This window comes from Kutzneria sp. NPDC051319 (assembly GCF_040682195.1).
Lineage (GTDB): Bacteria > Actinomycetota > Actinomycetes > Mycobacteriales > Pseudonocardiaceae > Kutzneria.
The window spans coordinates 133,873-157,247 of the sequence record NZ_JBFBAM010000003.1 but is presented as its reverse complement, the minus strand read 5'-3'; the positions used below and the strand labels follow the sequence as shown (position 1 = coordinate 157,247).

Annotated in this window: 24 protein-coding genes; 11 read left to right on the top strand and 13 right to left on the bottom strand. The window is 70.8% G+C overall.

Annotated features, from left to right (window positions below; genetic code table 11):
- Positions 1–397 precede the first annotated feature (397 nt).
- From rpmH to AB0M73_RS04205, 8 genes are all read left to right on the top strand, one after another.
- Positions 398–541 carry a 50S ribosomal protein L34 gene (rpmH, locus tag AB0M73_RS04240; protein ID WP_084579815.1) on the top strand — a complete coding sequence of 48 codons (144 nt, stop codon included), beginning with the start codon at positions 398–400 and terminating at the stop codon, positions 539–541.
- 12 nt (positions 542–553) lie between these two features.
- Positions 554–940 carry a ribonuclease P protein component gene (gene rnpA / locus AB0M73_RS04235; RefSeq protein WP_363886611.1) on the top strand — a complete coding sequence of 129 codons (387 nt, stop codon included), beginning with the start codon at positions 554–556 and terminating at the stop codon, positions 938–940.
- Entirely contained in the window at positions 937–1,203 is a 267-nt protein-coding gene (gene yidD / locus AB0M73_RS04230) for a membrane protein insertion efficiency factor YidD (RefSeq protein ID WP_084579817.1), read from the top strand. The genes rnpA and yidD overlap by 4 nt, the downstream gene beginning before the upstream one ends.
- Positions 1,204–1,207: 4 nt before the next feature.
- On the top strand, positions 1,208–2,314 hold the full coding sequence (gene yidC, locus AB0M73_RS04225; protein ID WP_363886609.1) for a membrane protein insertase YidC: 1,107 nt from the start codon (positions 1,208–1,210) through the stop codon (positions 2,312–2,314).
- Positions 2,315–2,342: 28 nt separating this feature from the next.
- Positions 2,343–2,876, top strand: a complete 534-nt coding sequence (locus AB0M73_RS04220; RefSeq protein WP_043720493.1) for a R3H domain-containing nucleic acid-binding protein — start codon at positions 2,343–2,345, stop codon at positions 2,874–2,876.
- A 191-nt stretch (positions 2,877–3,067) separates the two neighbouring features.
- Entirely contained in the window at positions 3,068–3,754 is a 687-nt protein-coding gene (rsmG, locus tag AB0M73_RS04215; RefSeq protein ID WP_363886605.1) for a 16S rRNA (guanine(527)-N(7))-methyltransferase RsmG, read from the top strand.
- Between the two features lie 107 nt (positions 3,755–3,861).
- Positions 3,862–4,779 (top strand): ParA family protein, encoded by a 918-nt coding sequence (locus tag AB0M73_RS04210; protein ID WP_043720496.1) that lies wholly within the window; start codon positions 3,862–3,864, stop codon positions 4,777–4,779.
- On the top strand, positions 4,776–5,765 hold the full coding sequence (locus AB0M73_RS04205; RefSeq protein WP_363886601.1) for a ParB/RepB/Spo0J family partition protein: 990 nt from the start codon (positions 4,776–4,778) through the stop codon (positions 5,763–5,765). Before AB0M73_RS04210 ends, AB0M73_RS04205 begins: the two co-directional genes overlap by 4 nt.
- Positions 5,766–5,922: 157 nt before the next feature.
- On the opposite strand, the gene AB0M73_RS04200 is transcribed toward AB0M73_RS04205, so the two are convergent.
- Positions 5,923–6,876, bottom strand: a complete 954-nt coding sequence (locus tag AB0M73_RS04200) for a D-alanine--D-alanine ligase (RefSeq protein WP_043720501.1) — start codon at positions 6,874–6,876, stop codon at positions 5,923–5,925.
- A 21-nt stretch (positions 6,877–6,897) separates the two neighbouring features.
- Positions 6,898–8,217 carry a PLP-dependent aminotransferase family protein gene (locus tag AB0M73_RS04195; protein ID WP_043720503.1) on the bottom strand — a complete coding sequence of 440 codons (1,320 nt, stop codon included), beginning with the start codon at positions 8,215–8,217 and terminating at the stop codon, positions 6,898–6,900.
- 155 nt (positions 8,218–8,372) lie between these two features.
- Between AB0M73_RS04195 and AB0M73_RS04190 the strand changes: the two genes are divergently transcribed.
- On the top strand, positions 8,373–9,011 hold the full coding sequence (locus AB0M73_RS04190; protein ID WP_363886599.1) for a GNAT family N-acetyltransferase: 639 nt from the start codon (positions 8,373–8,375) through the stop codon (positions 9,009–9,011).
- Between the two features lie 46 nt (positions 9,012–9,057).
- Here the strand turns inward: AB0M73_RS04190 and AB0M73_RS04185 are convergent, their stop codons facing one another.
- From AB0M73_RS04185 to AB0M73_RS04145, 9 genes are all read right to left on the bottom strand, one after another.
- Positions 9,058–10,203, bottom strand: a complete 1,146-nt coding sequence (locus AB0M73_RS04185; RefSeq protein ID WP_363886597.1) for an N-acetylmuramoyl-L-alanine amidase — start codon at positions 10,201–10,203, stop codon at positions 9,058–9,060.
- A 204-nt stretch (positions 10,204–10,407) separates the two neighbouring features.
- On the bottom strand, positions 10,408–10,734 hold the full coding sequence (gene trxA / locus AB0M73_RS04180; protein ID WP_043720510.1) for a thioredoxin: 327 nt from the start codon (positions 10,732–10,734) through the stop codon (positions 10,408–10,410).
- Between the two features lie 30 nt (positions 10,735–10,764).
- A complete protein-coding gene (trxB, locus tag AB0M73_RS04175; RefSeq protein WP_363886595.1) occupies positions 10,765–11,742 on the bottom strand; it encodes a thioredoxin-disulfide reductase in 978 nt (325 codons plus the stop codon).
- Between the two features lie 113 nt (positions 11,743–11,855).
- Positions 11,856–12,656, bottom strand: coding sequence for a hypothetical protein (locus AB0M73_RS04170; protein WP_363886593.1), 801 nt, complete (start codon positions 12,654–12,656; stop codon positions 11,856–11,858).
- Positions 12,653–13,264 (bottom strand): RNA polymerase sigma factor SigM, encoded by a 612-nt coding sequence (gene sigM / locus AB0M73_RS04165; protein ID WP_043720519.1) that lies wholly within the window; start codon positions 13,262–13,264, stop codon positions 12,653–12,655. Before sigM ends, AB0M73_RS04170 begins: the two co-directional genes overlap by 4 nt.
- Positions 13,265–13,318: 54 nt before the next feature.
- Entirely contained in the window at positions 13,319–14,887 is a 1,569-nt protein-coding gene (locus tag AB0M73_RS04160; RefSeq protein ID WP_363886591.1) for a protein kinase family protein, read from the bottom strand.
- A gap of 70 nt (positions 14,888–14,957) precedes the next feature.
- Positions 14,958–16,616: a murein biosynthesis integral membrane protein MurJ gene (gene murJ / locus AB0M73_RS04155; protein ID WP_363886589.1), complete on the bottom strand. Its 1,659-nt coding sequence runs from the start codon at positions 16,614–16,616 to the stop codon at positions 14,958–14,960.
- Complete coding sequence (locus tag AB0M73_RS04150; protein ID WP_363886587.1) at positions 16,613–18,802, bottom strand: DUF6049 family protein; 2,190 nt, start codon at positions 18,800–18,802, stop codon at positions 16,613–16,615. Before AB0M73_RS04150 ends, murJ begins: the two co-directional genes overlap by 4 nt.
- Before the next feature lie 73 nt (positions 18,803–18,875).
- On the bottom strand, positions 18,876–19,406 hold the full coding sequence (locus AB0M73_RS04145; protein WP_363886585.1) for an NUDIX hydrolase: 531 nt from the start codon (positions 19,404–19,406) through the stop codon (positions 18,876–18,878).
- 116 nt (positions 19,407–19,522) lie between these two features.
- On the opposite strand from AB0M73_RS04145, the gene AB0M73_RS04140 reads away from it, so the two are divergent.
- The gene (locus tag AB0M73_RS04140; protein WP_363886891.1) at positions 19,523–20,950 is read left to right on the top strand and encodes a CCA tRNA nucleotidyltransferase; all 1,428 of its coding nucleotides are present in this window, start codon (positions 19,523–19,525) and stop codon (positions 20,948–20,950) included.
- Positions 20,951–20,966: 16 nt separating this feature from the next.
- On the opposite strand, the gene AB0M73_RS04135 is transcribed toward AB0M73_RS04140, so the two are convergent.
- Positions 20,967–22,250 (bottom strand): MFS transporter, encoded by a 1,284-nt coding sequence (locus AB0M73_RS04135; RefSeq protein ID WP_363886583.1) that lies wholly within the window; start codon positions 22,248–22,250, stop codon positions 20,967–20,969.
- 72 nt (positions 22,251–22,322) lie between these two features.
- Between AB0M73_RS04135 and AB0M73_RS04130 the strand changes: the two genes are divergently transcribed.
- A complete protein-coding gene (locus AB0M73_RS04130; RefSeq protein ID WP_043720533.1) occupies positions 22,323–22,895 on the top strand; it encodes a YqgE/AlgH family protein in 573 nt (190 codons plus the stop codon).
- A gap of 19 nt (positions 22,896–22,914) precedes the next feature.
- On the opposite strand, the gene AB0M73_RS04125 is transcribed toward AB0M73_RS04130, so the two are convergent.
- On the bottom strand, positions 22,915–23,322 hold the full coding sequence (locus AB0M73_RS04125; RefSeq protein ID WP_043720536.1) for an SdpI family protein: 408 nt from the start codon (positions 23,320–23,322) through the stop codon (positions 22,915–22,917).
- Positions 23,323–23,375 lie beyond the last annotated feature (53 nt).

Here is a 23,375-nt window from a genome sequence, read left to right as displayed (position 1 = left end):
GCGGCGGGGTCCGGGTTCCGCGCGACTCCTCGGCGCCACGTGGGGGAAGACCCGGGCCGAGCCCGAGGTCGAAACCGCGGAGGAGCACGCTAACAAGGCGTGGCGGCCGCCACAAGATGAACTGACCGGTCACTCCCCCACCGTGGTCCGTCTGTCGCCTGATGGGTGCGGCGCGGTGGCGCAGCGCAGCCGATTTGAGAACCGGCGCGCAGCTGCGTACTCTCGAATGGTCTCCCGCTGGTAGCGGGCGTCTTCGCGCGCCTGTGCCAATGAGCGCCGGAACATGATCCGGCGCCCACGACATCTCGTCCGGTAGGGCCGCGTAGTGCGGTGACCGTGTGAGTGCGGCTGGGGACACCACCAGACCTGCTTGCAGTGAGCACCGGGAGACCCAGAAGTGAGCAAGGGTAAGCGCACCTTCCAGCCCAACAACCGTCGTCGCGCCAAGACCCATGGGTTCCGGCTGCGGATGCGTACTCGCGCGGGCCGCGCGATCCTGGCCGCTCGCCGGGGCAAGGGCCGCGCCCGCCTCTCCGCCTGACCCTGACGCGCCGTGCTCCCCGCGGCCGCCCGGCTGACCAGTAGCCACGACTTCGGCCTGGTCGTCCGCCGGGGTCGCCGAGCCGGCAGACCCCGGCTCGTCATGCACGCCCTGACGAGCCCGGCGGACACCTCAGCCCCGACGTCGCCCACCCGGACCGAGCTCGCTCGGACCAGGGTGGGCTTCGTCGTGAGCAAGGCCGTCGGCAACTCGGTGATGCGCCACCGGGTCAGCCGGCGGTTGCGTCACCAGATGGCGGAGCGGCTCGGTCAGCTGCCGGCCGGCACGGCGGTCGTGGTCCGGGCGCTGGCGCCCGCCGCGGCCGCGACCAGTGCCGAGCTCGGTCGCGACCTGGACGCCGCGCTGCGCCGCCTCGGACTGGTTGGTGGTTCCTCATGACCGTCGCCGCGAAAGTTCTGGTGGCCCCGATACGGGGATACCAGAGGTGGATCTCCCCTCTGTTCCCCCCGAGCTGTCGCTTCTACCCGAGTTGCAGTGCATATGCGGTGGAGGCGCTGACCGTTCATGGTGCGGTGCGTGGCAGCTGGCTGACCGTTCGTCGGCTGCTGCGCTGCGGGCCCTGGCATCCTGGAGGCTTGGACCCCGTGCCGCCACGGCAGCCGCGGACCGGCGCCAGTTCCAACACCGCTGCCGAGGAGTAGCTCAGTGCTCAACTTCATCTATTACCCCGTGTCGGGGATCTTGTGGGTATGGCACAAGGTCTTCGGCTCCATCTTCGGTGACGGGGCCTTCGGCGGCGCGGCCAGCTGGGCGCTCTCGGTGGTGTTCCTCGTGTTCACCCTGCGAGTGATCCTGTTCAAGCCGTTCGTCGCGCAGGTCAAGTCCATGCGCAAGATGGCCGAGTTCCAGCCCGAGATCAAGAAGCTTCAGGCCAAGTACAAGAACGACAAGCAGAAGCTCGCGGCGGAGATGCAGAAGCTCCAGTCCGAGCACGGCGTGAACCCGCTCGCCGGCTGTCTGCCGATCCTGCTCCAGGCGCCTGTCTTCATCGGCCTCAACCACGTGCTGCGGTCGTTCAACCGACCCGGGCTGTCCTACGACCAGAACATCAAGATCCCGAACTACTGGCTGCCGACCGAGGACGTCCAGTCGTTCCTCCAGGCCCGCCTGTTCGGCGCCCCGCTGTCGTCGTACATCGCGATGGCGGACAACGAGCTGAACGCGTTCGTGCCGCACGTCGGTCGCCTCGACGTCATCCTGGTGTCGATCCCGCTGATGATCGTGGCCAGCATCGCGACGCACCTGACCGCCCGGCACAACGTGGCCCGGCAGACCGCCGCGGTGACCGGCAACCCGCAGACCGCGATGATGAACAAGCTGACCCTGTACTTGTTCCCGCTCGGTGTGCTGGCCTTCGGCGCCTTCCTGCAGATCGGTCTGCTCTTCTACTGGCTGAGCAACAACGCCTGGACGCTCGGCCAGCAGTACTTCGTGTACCACCGGATCGACCGGGACGAAGCCGAGGCGAAGGCCAAGAAGGTCGAGCAGCGCAACAACCTCGCGCCCAAGCCCGGGCAGAAGCCGATGCAGCAGGTGCGCAAGGCGGCGAAGCCCGGCGGTGCGGCGGACGCGGCGGACACCACCGACGCGGCCGATGCCGTCGACACCGCGGCGGAGCAGACCGAGTCGAAGTCGAACGGATCGAGCGCGCCGGCCAACGGCAGCGCCGTCACGAGCGACGAGCCCTCGACCAAGGTGCCCGGCCTGGCGCCGAACCAAGCCCGCAAGAAGCAGAGCCGGAAGCGTCGCTGACGCCTCGCTGTTCTGGAGAGGAGACAACGTGTCGGAGACGTTGCAGGCGGCCGAAGCTGACCAGGAGGCGACCGAGGAGCGGTCGCCGGCCAACGGCGAGGATCTGCTCGTCCAGGAGGGCGACATCGCCGGTGACTACCTGGAGCAGCTGCTGGACGTGCTCGACTACGACGGCGACATCGACCTGGACGTGGAGGCCGGCCGCGCGATCGTGAGCATCGACGGTGGCGAGGAGTTGGAGAAGCTCGTCGGCCCGCGCGGCACCGTGTTGGAGGCGCTGCAGGAGCTGACCCGGCTCGCTGTGCAGCAGGAGACCGGCGTGCGCAGCCGGCTCATGTTGGACATCGCCGGGTGGCGCGAGGGTCGTCGGAGCGAGCTCCGCGAGCTCGGCAAGTCGGCGGCCGAGAAGGTGCTGTCGACCGGCGAAAAGGTGCGGCTCCAGCCGATGACCCCGTTCGAGCGCAAGGTGGTGCACGACGCGGTCGCCGCCGTGAAGGGCACCTACAGCGAGAGCGAGGGCGAGGAGCCCCAGCGTCGAGTGGTGGTCTTCAAGGAGCAGTGACCCACCGCTCCCCCAGCGCGGCCCGTTTCACGTGAAACGGGCCGCGCTTTTTTGTGCGCCGCGCGCGGGGGCCTCTGCCGCACGGCGACGCGAGGTGTTCGTTGGTCGCCGTGTTTCACGTGAAACGGGGTCGTCGGGGAAGATGGGTCCGACACGGTTTCACGTGAAACGTGCGGACTGATGGGGAGCGTATGAGCGAGGCGTGGGAGCCGCCGACAGACGTCGTGGAGCGGGTGTTCGGCGACAGGGCATCGGGGGCCATCAAGTTCGCCGCGCTCTTGGCCGACCATGGAGTAGAGCGTGGACTGATCGGGCCGCGCGAGGTCGACCGGCTCTGGGATCGCCATCTGTTCAACTCGGCCGTACTCGGCGAGTTGATTCCCCAGAACTGTCGGGCGGTGGACGTAGGGTCGGGGGCGGGACTTCCCGGCATCCCGTTGGCGATCGTGCGACCGGACATCCGCCTGACGCTGTTGGAACCGATGGCTCGCCGCGTCGCCTGGCTCCAGGAAGTCGTGGACACCCTCGGCCTCGACGTCGAGGTGGTGCGTGGCCGGGCGGAGGAGCCCGAGGTGCGACGGCGGCTCGGTGGCAGCGACATCGTCACCGCCCGCGCGGTCGCCCCGTTGGAGAAGCTGGCGCGGTGGTGCCTGCCGCTCCTTCGGTCCGGCGGGCAGCTGCTGGCCCTCAAGGGGGCCAGCGCGGCCGAGGAACTGGAACGCGACGCGGCAGCGGTGGCGAAGGCGGGCGGCTCCCGGCAGTGGGTGGCCACCTGCGGCGCCGAGGTGCTCGAGGTGCCGACGACCGTCGTCGTAGTGGAACGAGACGAACAGGCCGGGCGTCGTGACGGCGGGCGTCGGAGACGGAAGGATGGGTGAGCGTGTACTCGGATCCCCAGATCGGAGCACCGCATGTTCCACGTGAAACACCGAGACACGCACAGGCACACGACGGGCCCGTCGGAGCCGGAGAGGTACTACGCCCGATGAATCCAGCAATGAGCGAGTCGGTCATGGCCGGCGAAGGCGCGACCTGGACTCCGATCGAAGCCGAGGCTCAGCGCGCCGCCAAGGTGCTGCACCCGGATTCGTTGAAGCTCCCCCGACCGACCCACCGTCGCATCATGACCGTGGCCAACCAGAAGGGCGGCGTCGGCAAGACAACCAGCACGGTCAACCTGGCCGCCGCTCTCGCCCTGCACGGACTGAAGACGCTCGTGATCGACCTCGACCCGCAGGGCAATGCCAGCACCGCCCTGGCCATCGAGCACCGGTCCGGCACCCCCTCGGTCTACGAGGTGCTGATCGGCGAGATCTCCATCGCCGACGCGGCGGCGGTCAGCGAGCAGTCCCCCAACCTCTACTGCGTGCCGGCCACCATCGACCTCGCCGGCGCGGAGATCGAGCTCGTCTCCATGGTCGCCCGGGAGTCGCGGCTCAAGGAGGCGCTGTCCGACGAGGCGCTCGACGCGCTCGGCATCGACTACGTCTTCATCGACTGCCCGCCCTCGCTCGGTCTGCTCACGGTCAACGCGCTCGTGGCGGCCAAGGAGGTGCTGATCCCCATCCAGTGCGAGTACTACGCGCTGGAGGGACTCGGCCAGCTGCTCCGCAACATCGACCTCGTCAAGAACCACCTCAACCCGGCCCTGGACGTCTCCACCATCCTGCTCACCATGTACGACGGCCGGACCAAGCTGGCCGACCAGGTGACCAGCGAGGTGCGTGGCCACTTCGGCGACACGTGCCTGCAGACCGTCATCCCCCGCAGCGTGAAGGTCTCGGAGGCACCCGGCTACGGCCAGACGGTGCTCGCCTATGACCCCGGCTCGCGCGGTGCGATGAGTTACCTGGACGCCGCTCGGGAGATCGCCGACCGCGGCACGGAGATGGAGAGCGCATGACCCCGCCGGAACGTAAGGGTGGTCTGGGCCGCGGTCTAGCGGCGCTCATCCCCCAGGGGCCGCCGCCGGGCGAGAGCAACGGCTCGGGCGTGAAGCTGAGCAGCGTCCCGGACGACGCTCCCCCGGCGGTCGTCGGGGGCAACACGGTGGCCGGCGCGGTGTACCGCGAGGTGCCGATCACCGAGATCAAGCCCAACCCGAAGCAGCCCCGGCAGGTGTTCGACGAGGATGCTCTCGCCGAGCTGGAGCACTCCATCCGCGAGTTCGGCCTCATGCAGCCGATCGTCGTGCGGGAGCTGGGCCGCGGCGCCTACGAGTTGGTCATGGGCGAGCGCCGCTGGCGCGCCTCCCAGCGGGCCGGCCTGGACGTCATCCCGGCGATCGTGCGCCAGACCGCCGACGACGCCATGCTGCGCGACGCCCTGCTGGAGAACATCCACCGGGCGCAGCTGAACCCGTTGGAAGAGGCGGCGGCCTATCAGCAGCTGCTGGACGAGTTCGAGGTGACGCACGAGGAGCTGGCCTCCCGCATCGGCCGCAGCCGGCCGGTCATCACCAACACCATCCGGTTGCTCAAGCTGCCGCTGCCGGTCCAGCGTCGCGTCGCCGCCGGGGTGCTCTCCGCCGGCCACGCCCGGGCGTTGCTCGGTCTCGAGGATTCCGGCTCCCAGGAGGACCTGGCCGCGCGGATCGTCGCCGAGGGGCTCTCCGTCCGGGCCACCGAGGAAATGGTGACGCTGGCCAAGAACGAGGCACCGGCCAAGCCGAAGCCCGCTCCCCGCAAACCGATCCACGCCCCCGGTCTCCAGGACCTTGCCAATCGCCTGTCGGACTCGTTCGACACCCGCGTGAAGGTCGAGCTCGGTCGCCGCAAGGGCCGCATCGTCGTCGAGTTCGGCTCGGTCGACGACCTCGAGCGCATCGTCGGTCTCATCGCGCCGGATGCGACAAATCAGACACGAATCGGGGAGATCCCCTCACCTTGACGACTTACGTCACGGTGACGATGGGCTAAATCGAAGTGGGAGAGGCGCCCGGCGGCCGATGGGGAGCACGCCGGGCGGAGCCGCCCTTCGGGGCGACGGCGGTCGCCGCCGGACCGATGTTTCACGTGAATCCGGCCGGCGACGGCCGAGGCGTGGGTCAGCGGGGGCCGCGGGTGACGGCGCGTTCGATCAGGGATGCGAAGGTGTCGCCCAGGGAGCGGCCGGCGGCCTCGATGGCCATCGGGAGGAGCGACGTCTCGGTGAGGCCCGGGGAGACGTTGACCTGAAGGAAGTTGACGGTGCCGTCGGGGGCGACGATGGCGGTGGTGCGGGAGACGTCGCGAAGGCCGAGCAGACGGTGGGCGGCTACGGCGAGCTCGCCTACCTCGGCGGTGGCGGCGGGGGTGAGGCGAGCGGGGGTGTGGAACTCCGTGAGGCCGGCGGTGTAGCGGGCGGTGTAGTCGTAGGTGCCGGTGGTGGGGCTGATCTCGACGGCGGGCAGAGCCTCCGGCCCGTCGGTGCCGTCCAGGACTCCGACGGCGACCTCGATGCCCTCGACGAATTGCTCGGCCAGAACGGTGTCGCCGTAGGCCAGGCAGCCGACCATCGCGGCGGGGAGCTCGGAGGCCTCACGGACGACCTGGGTGCCGAGGGCGGAGCCGCCCTGATCGGGCTTGAGGATCAAGGGCAGGCCGACGCGGTCGACGAGGGCATCCAACACAGCCTGGGCGCCGAGCTCACGGAAGGTGCTGTGCGGCAGCACGACCCAGCCGGGCGTGGTGAGGCCGACACGGGCGAGCTCAGCTTTGGCAGTGGGCTTGTCCCACGCCCGACGGCAGGCCCGGGAGTCGGTGCCGACGTAGGGCACGCCGAACATCTCCAGGATGGACTGGATCGAGCCGTTCTCGCCCTCACCGCCGTGCAGGGCGACGACAACGGCGTCGGGGCGGTTGCTGCGCAGGCGCTCCAGGAGGCCGGCGTCGGCATCCCACTCCTCGACGGTCAACCCGACCGAGCGAAGGGCGGCCGACAACCGGCGACCCGAGCGCAACGACACGTCCCGTTCGTGCGACAACCCACCCGACAGCACGGCCACCCAGCGATCCGACATGGGAGCCACCGTAGATGACGGTCAGGCGGTGTCCGGAGTCGGCGTCTGCGCGCCGGACAGGCGGCGGTGCTGCACGGTGCCGAAGGTGTGTAGCAGCTCCAGCTCCCCCTCCAGCACGGCGGCGAGCCGCCGAACGCCCTCGCGGATCCGCTCGGGAGTGGGATAGCAGTACGACAGGCGCATCTGCCGGCTGCCGAAGCTGTCGGCGTAGAACGCGGTGCCGGGAACGTAGGCCACGCGCTGCGTGACGGCCCGCGGCAGCATGGCCTTGGTGTCCAGACCCTCCGGCACGGTCAGCCACACGTAGAAACCGCCCTGGGGCTTGGTCCACGTGCACCCGGCGGGCAGCTGCTGCTCCATCGCGGCCAGGGTGGCGTCCCGCCGCTCGCGGTAGGCCTCCCGGTAGGTCTTGATCTGGCCCTTCCAGTCGTGCTGCGACAGGTACCGGCTCACCACGGCCTGGGTGAACGCGGGCGGGCACAGGGTCGCCGACTCGGCGGCCAGGACCAGCTTCTCCCGCACGGCGTGCGGCGCCAGCACCCAGCCGACCCGCAGGCCGGGGGCGAAGGTCTTGGAGAACGAGCCGAGGTAGACGACGTTGGTCGGGTCGGCGGAGCGCAGCGCGGGGTAGGTCTGGCCGTCGAAGCCGAGCAGCCCGTACGGGTTGTCCTCGACCACGAGCACGTCGTGCTGGGCGCAGATCTCCAGGACCTCGGCCCGCCGCTGCACGGACAGCGTGACGCCGGCCGGGTTCTGGAAGTTGGGGATCGTGTAGAGGAACTTCACCCGCCGGCCGCCGGCCTTGACCGCGGCCAGGGCCTGGCGCAGCGCCTCGGGCACCAGGCCGGCGTCGTCCATCTCGACGTGCACGACCTGGGCCTGGTAGGCGGAGAAGGTGCCCAGCGCGCCGACGTAAGACGGGGCCTCGGCCAACACGACGTCACCCGGGTCGCAGAACACCCGGGTGACCATGTCCAGCCCCATCTGGGAGCCGACGGTGACCACCACGTCGTCGGGGTGCGCGGAGATGCCTTCGAGCGCCATCACGTCGCAGATCTGCTCGCGCAGCTCGACGGTGCCCTGCGCGGAGCCGTACTGGAGCGCGACCAGGCCGTCGGCGGCGATCATCTGGCCGACATCGGCGGCCAGCGACTCCAGCGGAAGTGCGGAAAGATAGGGCATGCCGCCGGCCAGGGAGACAACCTCGGGGCGGCTCGCCACCGCGAAGAGCGCTCGAATCTCAGATGCCGTCATGCCCGCCGTGCGCGCCGCGTAGCGGCCGAGGTGCGGGTCGAGGCTGCGTCCGGCCTGGTGCGCCGGCTGAGATCCGGTGTCGCTCACGCCTGCCTCCCTCAACTTGTGAGGCGTGGTAGATCAGACGAGTGTAACGGGCGTCCCGATCGGGGCTGAGTCCTTCCGACGCTCGTCACACCGGCCTATGCTGGTTCGGTCCCGTGGGGTCACGCGGGCGGTCGAGTCTGCGCGTGGGAGGTCGGGTGTCGCGGCGCGTTGTGGGCGTCACTCTGGACAACCTGGAGCACCTCCCCAAGCGGTGCCGGAAGTGCGTGTTCTGGGAGCTCGCCCCGCACCTCAAGGAGCAGGCCGAGGAGTACGGCCAGACCGACTTCGAGAAGGAGGCCTGGGTCTCCAGCGTCCTGCTGGAGTGGGGCTCCTGCGGTCGGATCATCTACGTGGACAACGTGCCGGCCGGCTACGCCCTCTACGCCCCGCCCAGCGCGGTGCCCAGGGCCGTCGCCTTCCCCACCGCCCCGGTGTCGGCCGACGCCGTGCTGCTGACCGCGCTGCGGGTGCTGCCCGAGTTCGAGCGGGGCGGCCTGGGCCGGGTGCTGGTGCAGGCGGTGGCCAAGGACCTCACCCGCCGCGGCGTGAAGGCGATCGAGGCCTTCAGCGACGCGTCCATCGACGACGAGGCCGGCTGCGTCATCCCGTCCAACTTCCTGCTGTCCGTCGGCTTCAAGACGGTCCGCCCGCACCCGCGCTGGCCCCGGCTGCGCCTGGAGCTGCGCACGGCGCTGTCGTGGAAGGAAGACGTGGAGGCGGCGCTGGAGCGGCTGCTCGGCACCGTGACGATCACCGGCGTCGGCAGCGCCGAGCCGAGCCTGCGCCCGGCATGAAAAACGCCCCGTGCCGGCAGCACGGGGCGATTTGTCGATATCTCGGCTATTCGGCCTTGGCCAGCTCGTGCCGGATCAGGTCCGCGAACGTGAAGGTGCCGGTCGGCTGGTCGTTCTCGCCCAGCAGGTAGAGGCGCTTCACGGCGACCAGGATGCCCTCGGCCACGGTGTCCCGGAAGGCCGGGTCGGCCAGCTTCGAGCGGTCCGACTCGTTGGTCAGGTAGCCGACCTCGACCCGCACCGCCGGGCAGCGGGTGCCGATCAGGATGTCCCAGGTCCGGCCGTGCGTGCGGCAGTCGGGCAGCCCGGTCCGGGCCACCAGCTCGCGCTGGATGAAGCCGGCCAGCGTCTCGCCGACGGTGGACGTGGTGGTGCCGTTGCCGGTGCCGTAGTGGAACGTCGAGACGCCGCTGGCCTGCGGCGAGGCGTTGGCGTCGACGTGCATCGACAGGATCAGGTCGGCGCCGGCCTCGTTGGCGAATCGGGCCCGCTCCCGCTCCGGCGGGCACTGGTCGGGCCCGCGGGACAGCAGCGCCTCCATGCCGGTGGCCTGCATGCGGCCCTCCAGCCGGCGGGCCAGGTCCCACACCAGGTCGGCCTCGCTGTGCGTGCCGACGACCACGCCGCGATCCCGGCCGCCGTGGCCCGGGTCGATCACGATGCGCTTGCCCCGCAGCCGCGGGCCGGCCTTGCGGACCCGCTCCTGCTCACGCAGCAGCACCGGACGGCCGCCGCGGACCTTGGGCGTCAGCTGGCGCAGCGCGCGAACCGTCTCCGCGCCGCAGATGCCGTCCGTGGTCAGGCCGTACTCGCGCTGGAAGTTGCGCAGCGCCAGCTCGGTCTGCTGATCGAACATGCCGGTGTGACGGCCGGCGTCGAAGCCCAGCTCCAGCAGGCGTTCCTGCAGGGCGGCCACGTCGTCGCCGGTCATCGGGTGCGAGACCAGGTAGGTCAGGGGTCGGTCGCCGAGCTGGTAGGTGGCGGCGCGCAGGGACGCGTAGGTGGCCGGGCCGACCAGGCCGTCGGTGATCAGGCCCCGCTGCTGTTGGAAGGCACGCACGGCGTGCTCGACCTCGGCGTCGAAGACGACCTCGCCGTCCTGCGGGTTCCCGGACAGCAGCCCCAGCGCGATGAGAGTCGACCTGATCTCGGCAACAGCCGGACCGACGTCACCGCGACGGAGAACCTGCATACACCCTCGCTCGTCTAGGGCGCCGGATACCTCCGGCGCGGTGTGTGACGCTTCATTGTGCCCTGTCCGTGACAATGCTCAGAACGGGGCTACTCAGAGCGTTCGGCCCATTACGGAGCTGGTCCGAACGGCCCAGACGAGCGGTGGCCCGTGCGTCAGAGAGTAAGACGCACGGGCCACTCGAAAGGGTTGCCTCTCGGCGTGTCACAGCACGGACGACAGCTCCGCCAGCATCGCGGCCTTCGGCTTGGCGCCCACGATCTGCTTCACGGGCTCGCCGCCCTGGAACAGCATCATGGTCGGCACCGACATGATCTGGTACTTGCGGGCGATCTCCGGGTTGGCGTCGATGTCCAGCTTGGCCACGGTCAGCTTGTCGGCGTGCTCGCCCGCGATCTCCTCGAGCACCGGCGCGACCATCTTGCACGGGCCGCACCACGTCGCCCAGAAGTCGACGAGCACCGGCTTGTCGCTCTTGATGACGTCGGCGTCGAAGGACTTGTCCGTGACGATGACGGTGTTGCCGGCCATGGTGATCTCCTACGGGGTCGAAGGGGGATGTCAGTTGACGGGGACGGCGGTCGCCTCGGGCTCGGCTGCGGCGTCGGCGTGCTCGGCCAGCCAGCGTTCAGCGTCGATGGCCGCCGCGCAACCCGAGCCGGAGGCGGTGATGGCCTGCCGGTAGGTGTGGTCGACCAGGTCGCCGGCCGCGAAGACGCCGTCGAGCTTGGTGTAGGTGGACGGCGCCTGGACCTGCACGTAGCCGGCCTCGTCCAGGTCAAGCTGATCGGCGACCAGCGCGCTGCGCGGGTCGTGCCCGATGGCCATGAACAGGCCGGTGACGGGCAGCTCCGACTCGACGCCGGTCTGCGTGTCGCGGACCTTCACGCCGGTGACGGTGGTGTCGCCGAGCACCTCGAGAACCTCGGTGTTCAGCTGCCACTTGATCTTCTCGTTGGCCCGGGCGCGCTCAAGCATGATCCGGGAGGAGCGGAACTCCTCGCGCCGGTGGATGACCGTCACGCTGCGGGCGAAGCGGGTGAGGAAGGTGGCCTCCTCCATCGCCGAGTCGCCGCCGCCGACGACTGCGATGTCCTGGTCGCGGAAGAAGAAGCCGTCACAGGTCGCACAGGCCGACACACCACGGCCCAGCAGCTTCTGCTCGCCCGGAATGTTCAGGTAGCGAGCGGCCGCGCCCATCGCGAGCACCACCGCGCGGGCCGCGTGGCGCACGCCGTTGGCCGTGACGTACTTGATGTCGCCGGTCAGCTCGACCTGCTCCACGTCCTCGGTGCGCAGCTCGGCTCCGAAGCGTTCGGCCTGCGCCCGCATCTGCTCCATGAGGTCGGGACCCATGATGCCGTCACGGAAGCCGGGGTAGTTCTCCACCTCGGTCGTGGTCATCAGGGCGCCGCCGAACTGGGTCCCCTCGAACACCAGGGGCGCCAACTGGGCCCTGGCCGCGTAGACCGCCGCGGTGTAGCCCGCGGGGCCGGACCCGACAATGATCAGGTCCCGCACTTCTGATTCCGCCGCCACTGACACGACCTCCGTATCGCGCTCGCCAGACAATCCCTAGAACGCGATGGTAGGTGCCCGGCATTCCACACCGGAGAGTGACGGCCGGCACCAGGCCGGCCGTCACTTCCTGGTCAGCCGCCGATGGTCGAGTTGGCGAGCGTCGAGGGCTTGCCGGCGGCGCAGTCCGTGCCGACGACCAGCAGCTGGTAGCGGGCGGCCTTGCCGGTCGGCAGCAGCAGCATCTCGGCCGGCTTGCCGTCGACCGTGGCCTGCCGGCCGAACAACGGCTTGGCCGCGCCGTCCAGACCGTTGGCGGTCAGGCAGGCGCTGAGCCTGTCGGCGTCGGCGAACGGCCCGTAGTCCTGGGCCCCGAGCGCCTTGACGCCGGCGCCGGGCAGGTCGGTGCTGTGCAAGGCCAGCGGCCCGTTGTGCGGGTCGGTCTGGATGCTGGTGTTGGGGATGGCCTGCGGCGTGCCGGCGGTGCCGCCGCCGGGCACGGTGACCACCACGATGCCGATGGCCACCGCGGCGGCGGTGACCACCCCGCCGGCGATGCCCAGCAAACGGTTGCGGCGGCGACGGGCGTCGGCCAGGTTGACCACGGGCGCGATCGGCTGCCGCGGCGTCATGGGGCCGGCGGCCGGTCGCAAGGGAACAGGGGGCGGCACGGCGGCCAGCGGAATGCCGTGCGGGGGCGTGGCGTCGCTGCGGGCGGCGGCCTCGGCCGCCAGCGCGGCGTCCAGACGGGCGGCGACGTCGTCGGGCATGCGCATCGGCGGCAGCGAGGCCAGCTCGGCCTGGGTGGCGTCGAGCGCGGCCAGCACCGCGAGGGCATCGGCGTCGAGACCGGACCGGTCGCCACCGTCGGCGTGCAGGTCGGCGAGCAGGTCAACGGACCACGGCTGCCCACCGTGGGGCGAATCCCCGTTCATCGGCCCTCCCAGTGGCGTTGCGGATGCGAACCCGGTGCACTACCTGGGACGTTCGCATCTGCACTTGGGTTCCGCAGGTGCCCGAGAAGTTTCGCCAGCTTCGTCCGGCCCCGTGCGCAGCGGCTTTTCACCGTGCCCTCGGCGATACCCAGCATCTTGGCGGTCTCCGCCACGGAGTATCCCTCGACGTCGACCATGACGATGGGCACGCGCTGCTCGGCGGGCAGCTCGTGCAACGCCTCCTGGACGACCATCCGGGTCTGCAGCTCCGACACGGCGTCGCGGGGGACGCTGGGCTCCTGCCCGCCGGCCTCCGGCAGCGGCACGGTCGGCTTGCGGCGGCGGATCCGGTCGAGGCAGGCGTTGACCACGATGCGGTGCAGCCAGGTCGTCACCTGCGATTCGGCACGGAACGACCCGGCGGCGCGAAACGCCGAGATGAAGGCCTCCTGGAGTGCGTCAGCCGCCTCGTCCGGATCGCGCAGGGTGCGAACGGCCACCGCCCACATCCGATCCCGATGTCGCCTGACCAGCTCCCCGAAAGCGTGCGGATCGCCGGCGGCATGAGCCGCTATCAGGTCGGCGTCCGAGCTGGCGGCTGCGGTCACCCGGTGAGGATATCGGTCCTGCGTTCAGGCCCTTTGACGCGGCCGAACGGGTGATCACCGCGCGCCGATGAACTTCACTTCCGACAGCTGCGAGGCCCAGAGCTTGCCGCTGGGGCTCATCGTGGTGATCCACACGATGACGCGGTCGCTGGGCGAGGCCATCTTCACCGGGATCGTGGTCTCCCCCGCGGTCAGCGTGCCGCTGCCGACGACCAGCGTCTGCTGGAGCTGCGGCTGGGCGCTGGACGCGGTGCGGATCTCGACCTTGGTGTTGGCGCTGGGCGAGGTGATGACGACCTGGGCCAGCTTGACCGGCTGGCTGAAGGTGGCCATCAGGCCGATGCCCGGCTTGAGGGCCGGGAAGTTGTTCAGGTACTTGTCCGTGCGCCACGACGTGTTGGGGTCGCCGTCGATGGCCAGCGCGCCCTTGGTCGGGCTGTCGGGGTCGCTGGCCACGTTGAACACGCTCACGCCGGCCGGCTTCACCGGGCCCGAGGTGGGCGTGGGGGCGTTGTTGATGGACTGCTTGTTCTCGCTGGTCGGCACGACCTGGCTGATGACCAGCGGCGGGCCGCCGTCGCCCTTGGTGTTGTTCTCGTTGAAGAAGCCGACGACCTGCATGGCGACCCAGCCCAGCACCAGCAGCGTGGCCACGGCCAGCGCGGTGACGCCGATGGCCAGCTTGCGGGTCCGCTTCTTGTCCTTGACCGGGCGCTGCGTCGTCCAGACGACGTCGTCCTCGGGCTCGTCGGCGACGACCGGGATGAGCCCCGTCTCGGCCTCGGCCTCAGCGATCTCGTCGAGCACCTGGAGGATCGCGGCGCCGGTGCGGATGCCGCCGACGCTGGTGTCCTCCAGGCTGCGCACGGCCACCGTGGACAGCGAGTGCGGGACCATCGGGTGCAGGCTGCGCGGGGCGACAACGCTGCCGTTGGGGCCGAGCGGCGCGACCGGCAGCCCCTCCGGCCCGCCGGGCAGCGCCCAGCGGCCGGTCAGCAGCAGGTAGAGGATCGCGCCGAGGCCCTTCACGTCGTCACGGGACGTCGCCTCGGCCCGCGGCCCGGGGAAGGCCAGCCGGAGCTGGCCCTCGGGGGTCACGCGGATCCGCTGCGGGTGCTCGGTGCCCAGCACGAGGCCGGCGTGGTGCGCGCCCTCGACGCCGGCGGCCAGCGGCTCCAGCAGGCGGGACGCGGTGGCGGCGGGCAGCGGCCCGTCGGCGATGAGGTCGATCAGGTCGGTGCCGTTGGTCCACTCGGCGACGATGATGCCGAGGATCTGCTCCCGCGGCGTGATGCCGTTGCCGGGGCTGAGCACGTCCAGGATCCGGGACACGCCGGGGTGGGCGTAGCTGGCGGCGTGCATGGCCCGCTCGACGGTCCGTCGAACCCTCGCGGCCGCGCGTGCGTCAGCTTGATTGCCGAGCAACACGGTCAGTGCGACATCCCGGCCCAGTTGCCCGTCGCGGGCCCGCCACAGCTGCGCGTTGCAGCGGGCGTCCGTGCCGGAGTAGTGGAGCAGCCGGTAGCGGCCGTCGCCGACCATGCCGCCCGGCAGGAGGGCATGGCTGGGCGGCCCGGCAGCTTCTCTGCCGGGCGGGGCCATCTCGGTCGGCCAGGTGCTCACCGCGTGCTTCTCCCGTCCCGCTCGGGGTCGAGGGTACGTGAAACCGGTCGGTCGGGCCCTGGGTGAACCCTCAGGTCCGTCGCACGAATCGGGTGATTCGGCTCAACGCCGGCTGAAGTTCGTGCACCCTGAGCAAGGTCATCATGCCGAAAGCGCAGGCGAGGCCCAGCAGACCGCCGCCGACGACGGTCAACCAAGCGCCACCCGCGCGGTGGATACCCCCGGGAATGTATCGGGTAACCACCAGGGCCACGGCGAGTGCCGCCGCGGCGCCCCACACCGAGCTGACGCCGGTCTTGACGTAGGTCTTCACCACGCGGCGGCTGCCGAGCTTGCCGAACCGGCGGCGCAGCCACAGCTCCCCCAGCACCATGCCGACGGTGTAGGTGAGGCCGTTGACACAGGCGATGCCGTAGACCACGTCCTGGGCGGGGAGCACGAACGGGCAGGCGAAGGTCAGCGGGACCTGGAAGATCACCATGAACAGGCGCAGCACGGTCGGCGTGCGCGAGTCGTTGAACGCGTAGAACACCCGCAGCTGAAGCAGTGTGACGGCGTAGGGCAGCAGCAGGAAGGCCGACGCCGTCACGCCTAAACCCAGCTCGAACGCGCCCGTCGACTCCGAGGACTTGATCGAGAACAGCGCCACGCCCATGGCCGGCCCGAGCACGGTCATCAGCGCGCTGATCGGGACCAGCATCACGGCGGTCAGCCGGCTGCCCTGCGACAGGTAGTCCAGCACGCCGGGCACGTCACCCTCGGCGGCGGCCTGGCTCATCTTCGGCATGATCGCGGTGAGCAGGGACACGCCCAGCACGCCGTAGGGCACCTGGAGCAGGTTCCACGACTGGAGGTAGATCGACAGGCCGCCGCCGGCCGCGCCGGTGGCCACCCGGGTGGTCGCCCACACCGTGACCTGGCTGACCAGCACATAGCCGAAGGCCCAGCCCATCAGGCCGCCGAACTGGGTGATCCGCTTGTCCCAGCCCCACCGCCAGCGCAGCTTGAAGCCGCTGCGCAGCAGCGCCGGCACCAGCACGACGGCCTGCGCGGCCACGCCCAGCGAGCTGCCGATGCCCAGCACCAGGAACTTGGCGTCGGTGAAGTGGAACGGGTTCAGGTCGCGGTCGCCCGGCAGGATCACGTAGGCGGCCAGCGTGCCGAACATGATCACGTTGTTGGCCACCGGGGCCCAGGCCGGCGCCTTGAAGATGTTCTGCGCGTTGAGGATGGCGCTGAACAGGGCGCTGATCCCGTAGAACAGGATCTCCGGCAGCACCAGGTAGCCGAAGGCGGTGACCACCTCGGGCCGGGACTGGCCGGACGAGCTGTCCACGAACACCTGGGTCAACAGCGGCGCGCAGGCCACCGCCAGCACCGTGACGGCCAGCAGCATGACGGTGCCCATGGTGACCAGGCGCTGGGTGTACGCGACGCCCTTGTCCTCGTCGTCGTGCCTGGCCTTGATCAGCACCGGGATCATCACGCTGGTCAGCACGTTGCCGACGAAGAGCTCGTAGATCATGTTCGGGAAGTTGTTGGCCGCGTTGTAGGCGTCCTGGGTGGCGGTGATGCCCAGCAGCACGGTCAGGGCCAGCCGCCAGCCGAAACCGGTGACCCGGCTGATCAGCGTGGCGACGGCCATCGAACCGCTCGCCTTGGCCAGTGACGGGGTCTCCTCTCCCTGGAGATCCGCCGCTCTGATGACGATGGTCGCCGGCTCGCTCAACTCTCGCTCGACCTTTCGTCGCCGGGCACGCCGGCGGTCAGCTTCTCGGGGACGGGAGCGTGCACCGGCTCGGTGGCCTCGGCGGGGGCCTCCGGCTGCTCCTTGCGCTTGCGGGACGCGGCGATCCGGCGGTAGATGCGCCGTCCGGACAGGCCGAACAGCGCCGCGGCGGCGATACCGGTGATCACCAGGTTGACCGTGCCGAACGCGGTGGACGTCAGCTCGATGCGGGCCGGGCCGCCCAGCGCGGTCCGGCCGGAGGTGGTGCTCAGCGAGACCGTCGCGGTGAAGCGGCCACTGCGGGACACGGTGGAGTTGATCAGCACGTCGCGGGGCAGGCCGGCGGAGATCCACTGGAACGAGGGCGGGGCGGTGACCCCGCTCAGCGACTGGAACTTCACGCTGACCTTCACCCGCACCGGCAGGTTGTTGACCATACGCACCGGCAGCGGGCTGTCCTCGGAGGCCAGCGTGATGGGGCTGCGCGGCTGCACGACGCCGACCTGGCCCTCGATGCCGGCCAACAGCCCGGCCGACACCGATGCGGCGGCGGCCGCGCCGGCGTCATTGCCGCGCCAGGCGCCCGAGGCGGCCCTCAGCAGCGCGTCGAACGTGGGCGACATCACCTGCTCGGGCGTGTCGGGGCGGGTCGGGTCCTGCTGGAGCGAGTCATAGACGTCCCACGCGTGGGCGGTCGTCTCGGCCACGTCGCGGGCGGCGACCTCGGACAGCTCAGCGCCCTGCGCGGAGTAGCCGGGGGCGACCTTCGCGCTCGGCGTCGGGCCCGAGGCCAGCGACGCCAGCCCGGCGGCCGACAGGTACTGCTGGTCGACCATCGTCTGGACGCCATCGAGGAGGGACTGCGCGTCGGCCTTGGAGGCGGTCCACTGGTGCGGCGGGGCGATCACGATCGGCGACGCCGATCCCGTGTGCAGCTGAAGCGCGGACAGCGCCGCCGCCGGGCCGTTGGCCAGCGCGGCCGTGACCAGGTCGTCGATGCGGATCACGCGCGGGCCCTTGTCGCCCAGCTGCGTCGGGTCCGAGCCGGGCACGGTGGCCGACGACAGCAGGACGCTGCTCACCTTGGCGCTCTTGAGCAGGTCGCTGTCCAGCGTCTGCTGCGAGTTGTCGGTGAACGCGGCCAGCGTCTTCGGATCCAGCTGGCCGTCGATCGGCCAGGTCATGCCGGTCAGCGGGGCGACACCCAGCGCCTGACGCAGCACAGTGCCGGCCAGCGCGTACTGCACGAGCGGGGTGCCGCCGGCGCGGGCCAGGGCGTTCAGGTCGGCATCGGCCCCGGGCAGGGCGAACACGCAGCGGCCCGGCACGTCCTGCTTGAGGCGGTCCAGCCAGGCGTGCGCGGCGGCCTGCCCCTTGCCGGCGACCTGTCCGCCCGGCGCCTGCACGTGATAGCCGGCGGCCATGGCCTGCACGGTGGTCACCAGGTCGGGGTCGATGGCCAGGCAGATGGCCTGGGTCAGCCCGAACGACGCCTGCTCGTACGCGCCGAGCAGGCCGTCCAGCCGACCACCCGCGGCCAGCTCGCCGGCCAGGTCGTCGTCGGTGAGCACGGCACTGCCGTCGGTGGCGGCGTTGACCAGGTGCGGCCGGTCGGACAGCGGCCACAGCACGCTGACCTTGGCCGGAGTCTGCGGCTTGGCCAGGCCCTCGCCGCCGGGCAGCGACAGCACCGGCAGCACGGTGGTGGCCTGGCCGACCTTGGCCAGCCCACCGAAGTCCGGCACGCCGTTGACGTTGACCATCAGCGGGTAGACGCCGGGGGCGTCGATCTCCAGGCTGTTCGCGCTGGGGGCGTGCAGCGTGACGTTGACGGTGAAGGTGGCCGACTGGCCGGGGGCCAGCGACGGCGCGGCCGGCTGGAAGTTGCTGAACTTGACGCCGGTCTGGGGCTTGGACAGGGCCGTGCGCAGCCCGTTCTCGTCCAGCCGGTCGCCCCGCTCCAGGCGGACCTCGGCCTTGGACACCCGGCGGTCGCCGACGTTGGTCAGCTTGCCGCTGACCGTGATCGCGTCCGGCTGGCCCGAGGTGACGGGCTCGGGTGTGACCTGGCTGATGTCGATCCTGATGCGGTTCTGCTGGTCGGACTCCTGAGCGGTGGCATTCGACGGGGCGAGAGTCAGCGTCGCGATGCCGGCGGCCGCGACCGCGGCCAGCAGCTTTTTCACGCGTTCACCTCGCTAGCGCTCGGCGAACGCCGGAAAGATTTCCCTGTGCTCAATGGTGAGCTCGCAGGCTCGCTCACGCTGTCTCCGCCCCGGAACGCTCGCTGGAGGCTGACCCGTCGGAGAGCAGGTCGAGCGCCAGCCGCACCAGGCGGCGCTCGTCGGCGTAGGCGAGCAAGTCGTCCAGCTCGCCCAGCGGCACCCATGCCACCTCGGTGACCTCCACGTCCTCGTCTGACAGTTCTCCGCCCACCGCTTCGAGCAGGAAGTGGTGGACCGTCTTGTGCACCCGGCGGTCCTCGGCCACGAACCAGTAGTCGATCGTGCCGAGGGTGCGCAGGACCTTGCTCTCGATGCCGGTCTCCTCGCTGACCTCGCGAATCGCGGTCTGCTCGGACGTCTCACCGGCCTCGATGTGCCCCTTGGGCAGCGACCACAGCAGCCGACCGCGCCGGTCGAGCCGGCCAATGATCGCAGCGGCCCCGTGCGCCTCGTCGAGCACCAGCCCACCGGCCGAGGTCTCGTCGACGGTTCGCAGCCGACGACCCCGGCGCCGGTTGCGGCGCCCCGGCTTGGTTCCGCCGGAACGACCGGTCGACGGGGACATGCACGCGATGGTAGTGGTCAGTCCCGTGTGCTGGCCGTTGCAGGGCGATCGCGCTCCGACACCGGCATGCGCTACCGATACGCTGCCTTGTCGTGCCCGGTTCGAATTCCCCCGACCTGTCCGACTCCGTGCGTGAGAATGCCGTCGTGGAACTGCTGCGCGTCGCCCCCGTCGCCGAGGAGCTGGCCGCCCGCTTCGCGGCCGCGGGCCACCGGCTGTACCTGGTCGGCGGGCCGGTGCGCGACGTGTTGCTCGACCGGATGGGCAATGACCTGGACTTCACCACCGACGCCCGGCCGCAGCAGGTGCTGTCACTCGTTCGGTCCTGGGCGGACGCGGTCTGGGAGACCGGCATCGCCTACGGCACGGTCGGCCTGGCCAAGGACGGCCACCAGCTGGAGGTCACCACCTTCCGGGCCGACGCCTACGACCGGGTCAGCCGCAATCCCGAGGTGACCTTCGGCGACTCCATCGAGGCCGACCTGCTGCGCCGCGACTTCACCGTGAACGCGATGGCCGTCGAGCTGGCCGAAAGGCGCTTTGTCGACCCGTACGGCGGCATGGACGCGCTCGCGGCCAAGGTGCTGGACACGCCGGCCACCCCGCAGGAGTCCTTCGCCGACGACCCGCTGCGCATGCTGCGGGCCGCCCGCTTCGTCAGCCAGCTCGGCTTCACGCCCGCGCCCCGCGTGGTCGAGGCCATGACGTCGATGGCCGACCAGATCACCCGCATCACCGCGGAGCGGGTGCAGACCGAGGTGTCCAAGCTGCTCTGCGGCGCGTACCCGAAGCTGGGCATCGAGCTGCTGGTGCAGACCGGGCTGGCCACCCACGTGCTGCCCGAGCTGCCGGAGATGCGGCTGGAGATCGACGAGCACCACCAGCACAAGGACGTCTACCAGCACTCGCTGGTCGTGCTGGACCAGGCGATCGCCCAGGAGGAGGACGGCCCGGACCTGATCCTGCGGCTGGCCGCGCTGCTGCACGACATCGGCAAACCGGCGACGCGGCGGTTCGAGGAGGGCGGTGGCGTCAGCTTCCACCACCACGAGGTGGTCGGCGCGAAGATGGTGCGCAAGCGGTTGCGGGAGCTGAAGTACAGCAAGGAGATCGTCACCGACGTGTCCCAGCTGGTGTTCCTGCACCTGCGCTTCCACGGCTACGGCAAGGGCGAGTGGACCGACTCCGCGGTGCGCCGCTACGTCACCGACGCCGGGCCGCTGCTGTCCCGCCTGCACAAGCTGGTGCGGGCCGACTGCACCACGCGCAACAAGCGCAAGGCGCAGCACCTCCAGCGGACCTACGACGAGCTCGAGGAGCGCATCGCCCGCATCGCGGCCGACGAGGACCTGGCCCGCGTGCGGCCGGACCTGGACGGCAACGAGATCATGCGGCTGCTGAACGTGCCGCCGGGGCCGATCGTCGGCAAGGCCTGGACGTTCCTCAAGGACCTCCGCCTCGACCGCGGGCCGCTGGACCACGACGTGGCGGTGGCCGCGCTGTTCGCGTGGGCCCGGGAGCAGGGCGTCGACGTCCCGGACTGATGTTTCATGTGAAACGTCAACGGGGGCTGTTGGGGTGGGCCCGCAGCACCAGCCGGTAGCCGGCCAGCCCGAGCAGGTACACCGCGGCGGTGCCGATCACCACGCCCGGCGACCGGCCGTCGGGCGGCACGACGGTGGCCACCACCGCGACGCCGACGACCATCGCCGCGTTGAAGACCGTGTCGGAGACCGCGAACACCCGGCCCCGGGACTGGTCGGCCACGTCGCGCTGGATGGCCGCGTCCACGTTCAGCTTCACCGTCTGGCCACAGAACGTCACGACGAAGGTGGCCACCAGCAGCGACGGCACGGTCATCGGCAGGCCGAACCCGACCAGGCCGATGCAGGCCACCACCAGGCCGGCGCTCACCACGGCCGGCCGGCCGAACCGGCGCACCAGCCCCGGCGTGAAGAAACCGGCCACGACCAGACCGGCGGCGCCGGCGGCCACGGCCTCGGTCAGCCCGCCCGCGCCGGCCCGCATCATGCCGTTGCTGTGCAGCGCGAACTTCATCAGCAACACGATGACCAGCAGGGACGCGCCGTAGGCGATGCGGTGCGCGGTCAGCGCGATGAAGCCCGCCGCCACGCTCGGCACGCGCAGCGCCGCCTGGCCGCCGTCGACCATGCCCTTGGCCACCGCGATGAACGCCACGTTCGACTCGTCGACCTCGTCCGGCCCGAGCACGCCGGCCGCGAACTGGGCCGCGAACAGCGCCGACACCAGCGCGCCGACGATCGCCACGGCCGTCACCTGCGCGGATCCGACGTTGCCCGCGCCGAGCACGTTGCGCAGACCGAAGGCCGTCGCGCCGCCGATCGCCGCCGCCGCGGAGGCCAACGTCGCCACCATCGAGTTGCCGGTGACCAGGTCCCTCGGCTCCACCACGTGCGGCAGCGCCGCCGAAAGGCCCGCGCCGATGAACCGGCTCGCGCCCATCACCAGCAGCGCGGCGGCGTACAGCGGGCCGTTGCTCAGCCCGAAACCGTCGGCCGCGGCCGACAGCATCACCAGAATCACCCGAAGGAAGTTCGCGACGATCAGCAGCCGCCGCCGGTCCCACCGGTCCAGCAGCGCGCCCGCGAACGGGCCGACCACCGAGTACGGGACGAGGATCACCGCGAAGCCGCCGGCGATGGCCAGCGGATCGGCCTGGCGCTCGGGATTGAACAGCACCGCGCCGGCCAGCCCGGCCTGGAACAGGCCGTCGGCCCACTGCGAGGACAGCCGGCAGAACAGCAGCCGCCGGAAGCCCGGATCACCCAGCATCCTGCGCACGGCGTGTCCGTCTGCGACCACGGCAGCAGACTACGTGCCGGACATCGGCGCGGTCCCCGATATGACGGTCCCGCTTAGTGGGATCATGGCGGCGTGCGCCCCGACCGCGATGTCGAGCCCGGTTCACTGCTGGTGGCCTCGCCGAAACTGCTCGACTCCAACTTCCGCCGCACCGTGGTCTACGTGATCGACCACCGGGGCGCGGGCACGCTCGGCGTGGTGCTGAACCGGCCGAGCGAGGTGGCGGTGCACGACGTGCTGCCGGCCTGGGGTCCCTACGTCACCAAGCCGCAGGCCGTTTTCGTCGGCGGGCCGGTGGACCAGAAGACCGCGCTGTGCCTGGCCGCGCTCAACACCGGCGAGGACGTCGGCAGCACCGACGGCGTGATCGCGGTGCGGGGCCCGGTGGCCATGGTCGACCTGGACTCCGACCCGGAGTCGCTGGTGTCGAAGGTCCGCGGTTTACGAGTGTTCGCCGGCTACGCCGGCTGGGACGTCGACCAGCTGTCCGGGGAGATCGAGCGCGGCGACTGGTTCGTGGTGGCCGGGCTGCCCGGCGACGTGCTCACGCCGCCGGGCGTCGACCTGTGGGGACGGGTGTTGCGCCGCCAGGGCATGCCGCTGGCGCTGCAGGCCAGCCACCCGGGCGACGTGCTGCGCAACTGATCGTTCGGGCAGGTCGGTGTCAGCCCTTGACCAGGCTGCAGCCACCGCAGGCGCAGCCGGCGCAGCCCGCCGGTAGCGTCGGCTCCGGTTCCGGCAGGGCGTCGGCGGCCCTGGTGCCGGTGGCGGCGCCGGCGACCACGATCGCCAGCATGCCGACGACGCCGACGGCCAGCGGCACGATCGAGTCGTGCAGGGCCAGCGAGGTGGCCGAGCCGATCACACCGACCAGGCCGGCGACCACGGTCGGCAGCCCGGACACGCGGTTGGCGAGGCTGAACGCCTCCTCGCTGCGCATCGCCGCCTCCGTGCGCACGCCGAAGAACCGGTTGCGGCGCAGCGTGCCGCGCAGGCCGAGCCCGCCGACCACGGCGAAGGACACGCCGACGACCAGGACAACCACCGATACCGTCGTGACTGCGAGGTTCACACCATGGAGGGTAGGCGTTATCCCATGGCCACCAGGACTTCACCCCGGTCGTA

What these genes read in the sequence shown, in the direction of transcription:
- trxA (WP_043720510.1), bottom strand. Translation starts at nt 10,734, where the DNA reads ATGGCCGGCAACACCGTCATCGTCACGGACAAGTCCTTCGACGCCGAC.
- AB0M73_RS04170 (WP_363886593.1), bottom strand. Translation starts at nt 12,656, where the DNA reads ATGAACGGGGATTCGCCCCACGGTGGGCAGCCGTGGTCCGTTGACCTG.
- AB0M73_RS04210 (WP_043720496.1), top strand. Translation starts at nt 3,862, where the DNA reads ATGAATCCAGCAATGAGCGAGTCGGTCATGGCCGGCGAAGGCGCGACC.
- AB0M73_RS04185 (WP_363886597.1), bottom strand. Translation starts at nt 10,203, where the DNA reads ATGCAGGTTCTCCGTCGCGGTGACGTCGGTCCGGCTGTTGCCGAGATC.
- rsmG (WP_363886605.1), top strand. Translation starts at nt 3,068, where the DNA reads ATGAGCGAGGCGTGGGAGCCGCCGACAGACGTCGTGGAGCGGGTGTTC.
- yidD (WP_084579817.1), top strand. Translation starts at nt 937, where the DNA reads ATGACCGTCGCCGCGAAAGTTCTGGTGGCCCCGATACGGGGATACCAG.
- AB0M73_RS04200 (WP_043720501.1), bottom strand. Translation starts at nt 6,876, where the DNA reads ATGTCGGATCGCTGGGTGGCCGTGCTGTCGGGTGGGTTGTCGCACGAA.
- AB0M73_RS04145 (WP_363886585.1), bottom strand. Translation starts at nt 19,406, where the DNA reads ATGTCCCCGTCGACCGGTCGTTCCGGCGGAACCAAGCCGGGGCGCCGC.
- AB0M73_RS04205 (WP_363886601.1), top strand. Translation starts at nt 4,776, where the DNA reads ATGACCCCGCCGGAACGTAAGGGTGGTCTGGGCCGCGGTCTAGCGGCG.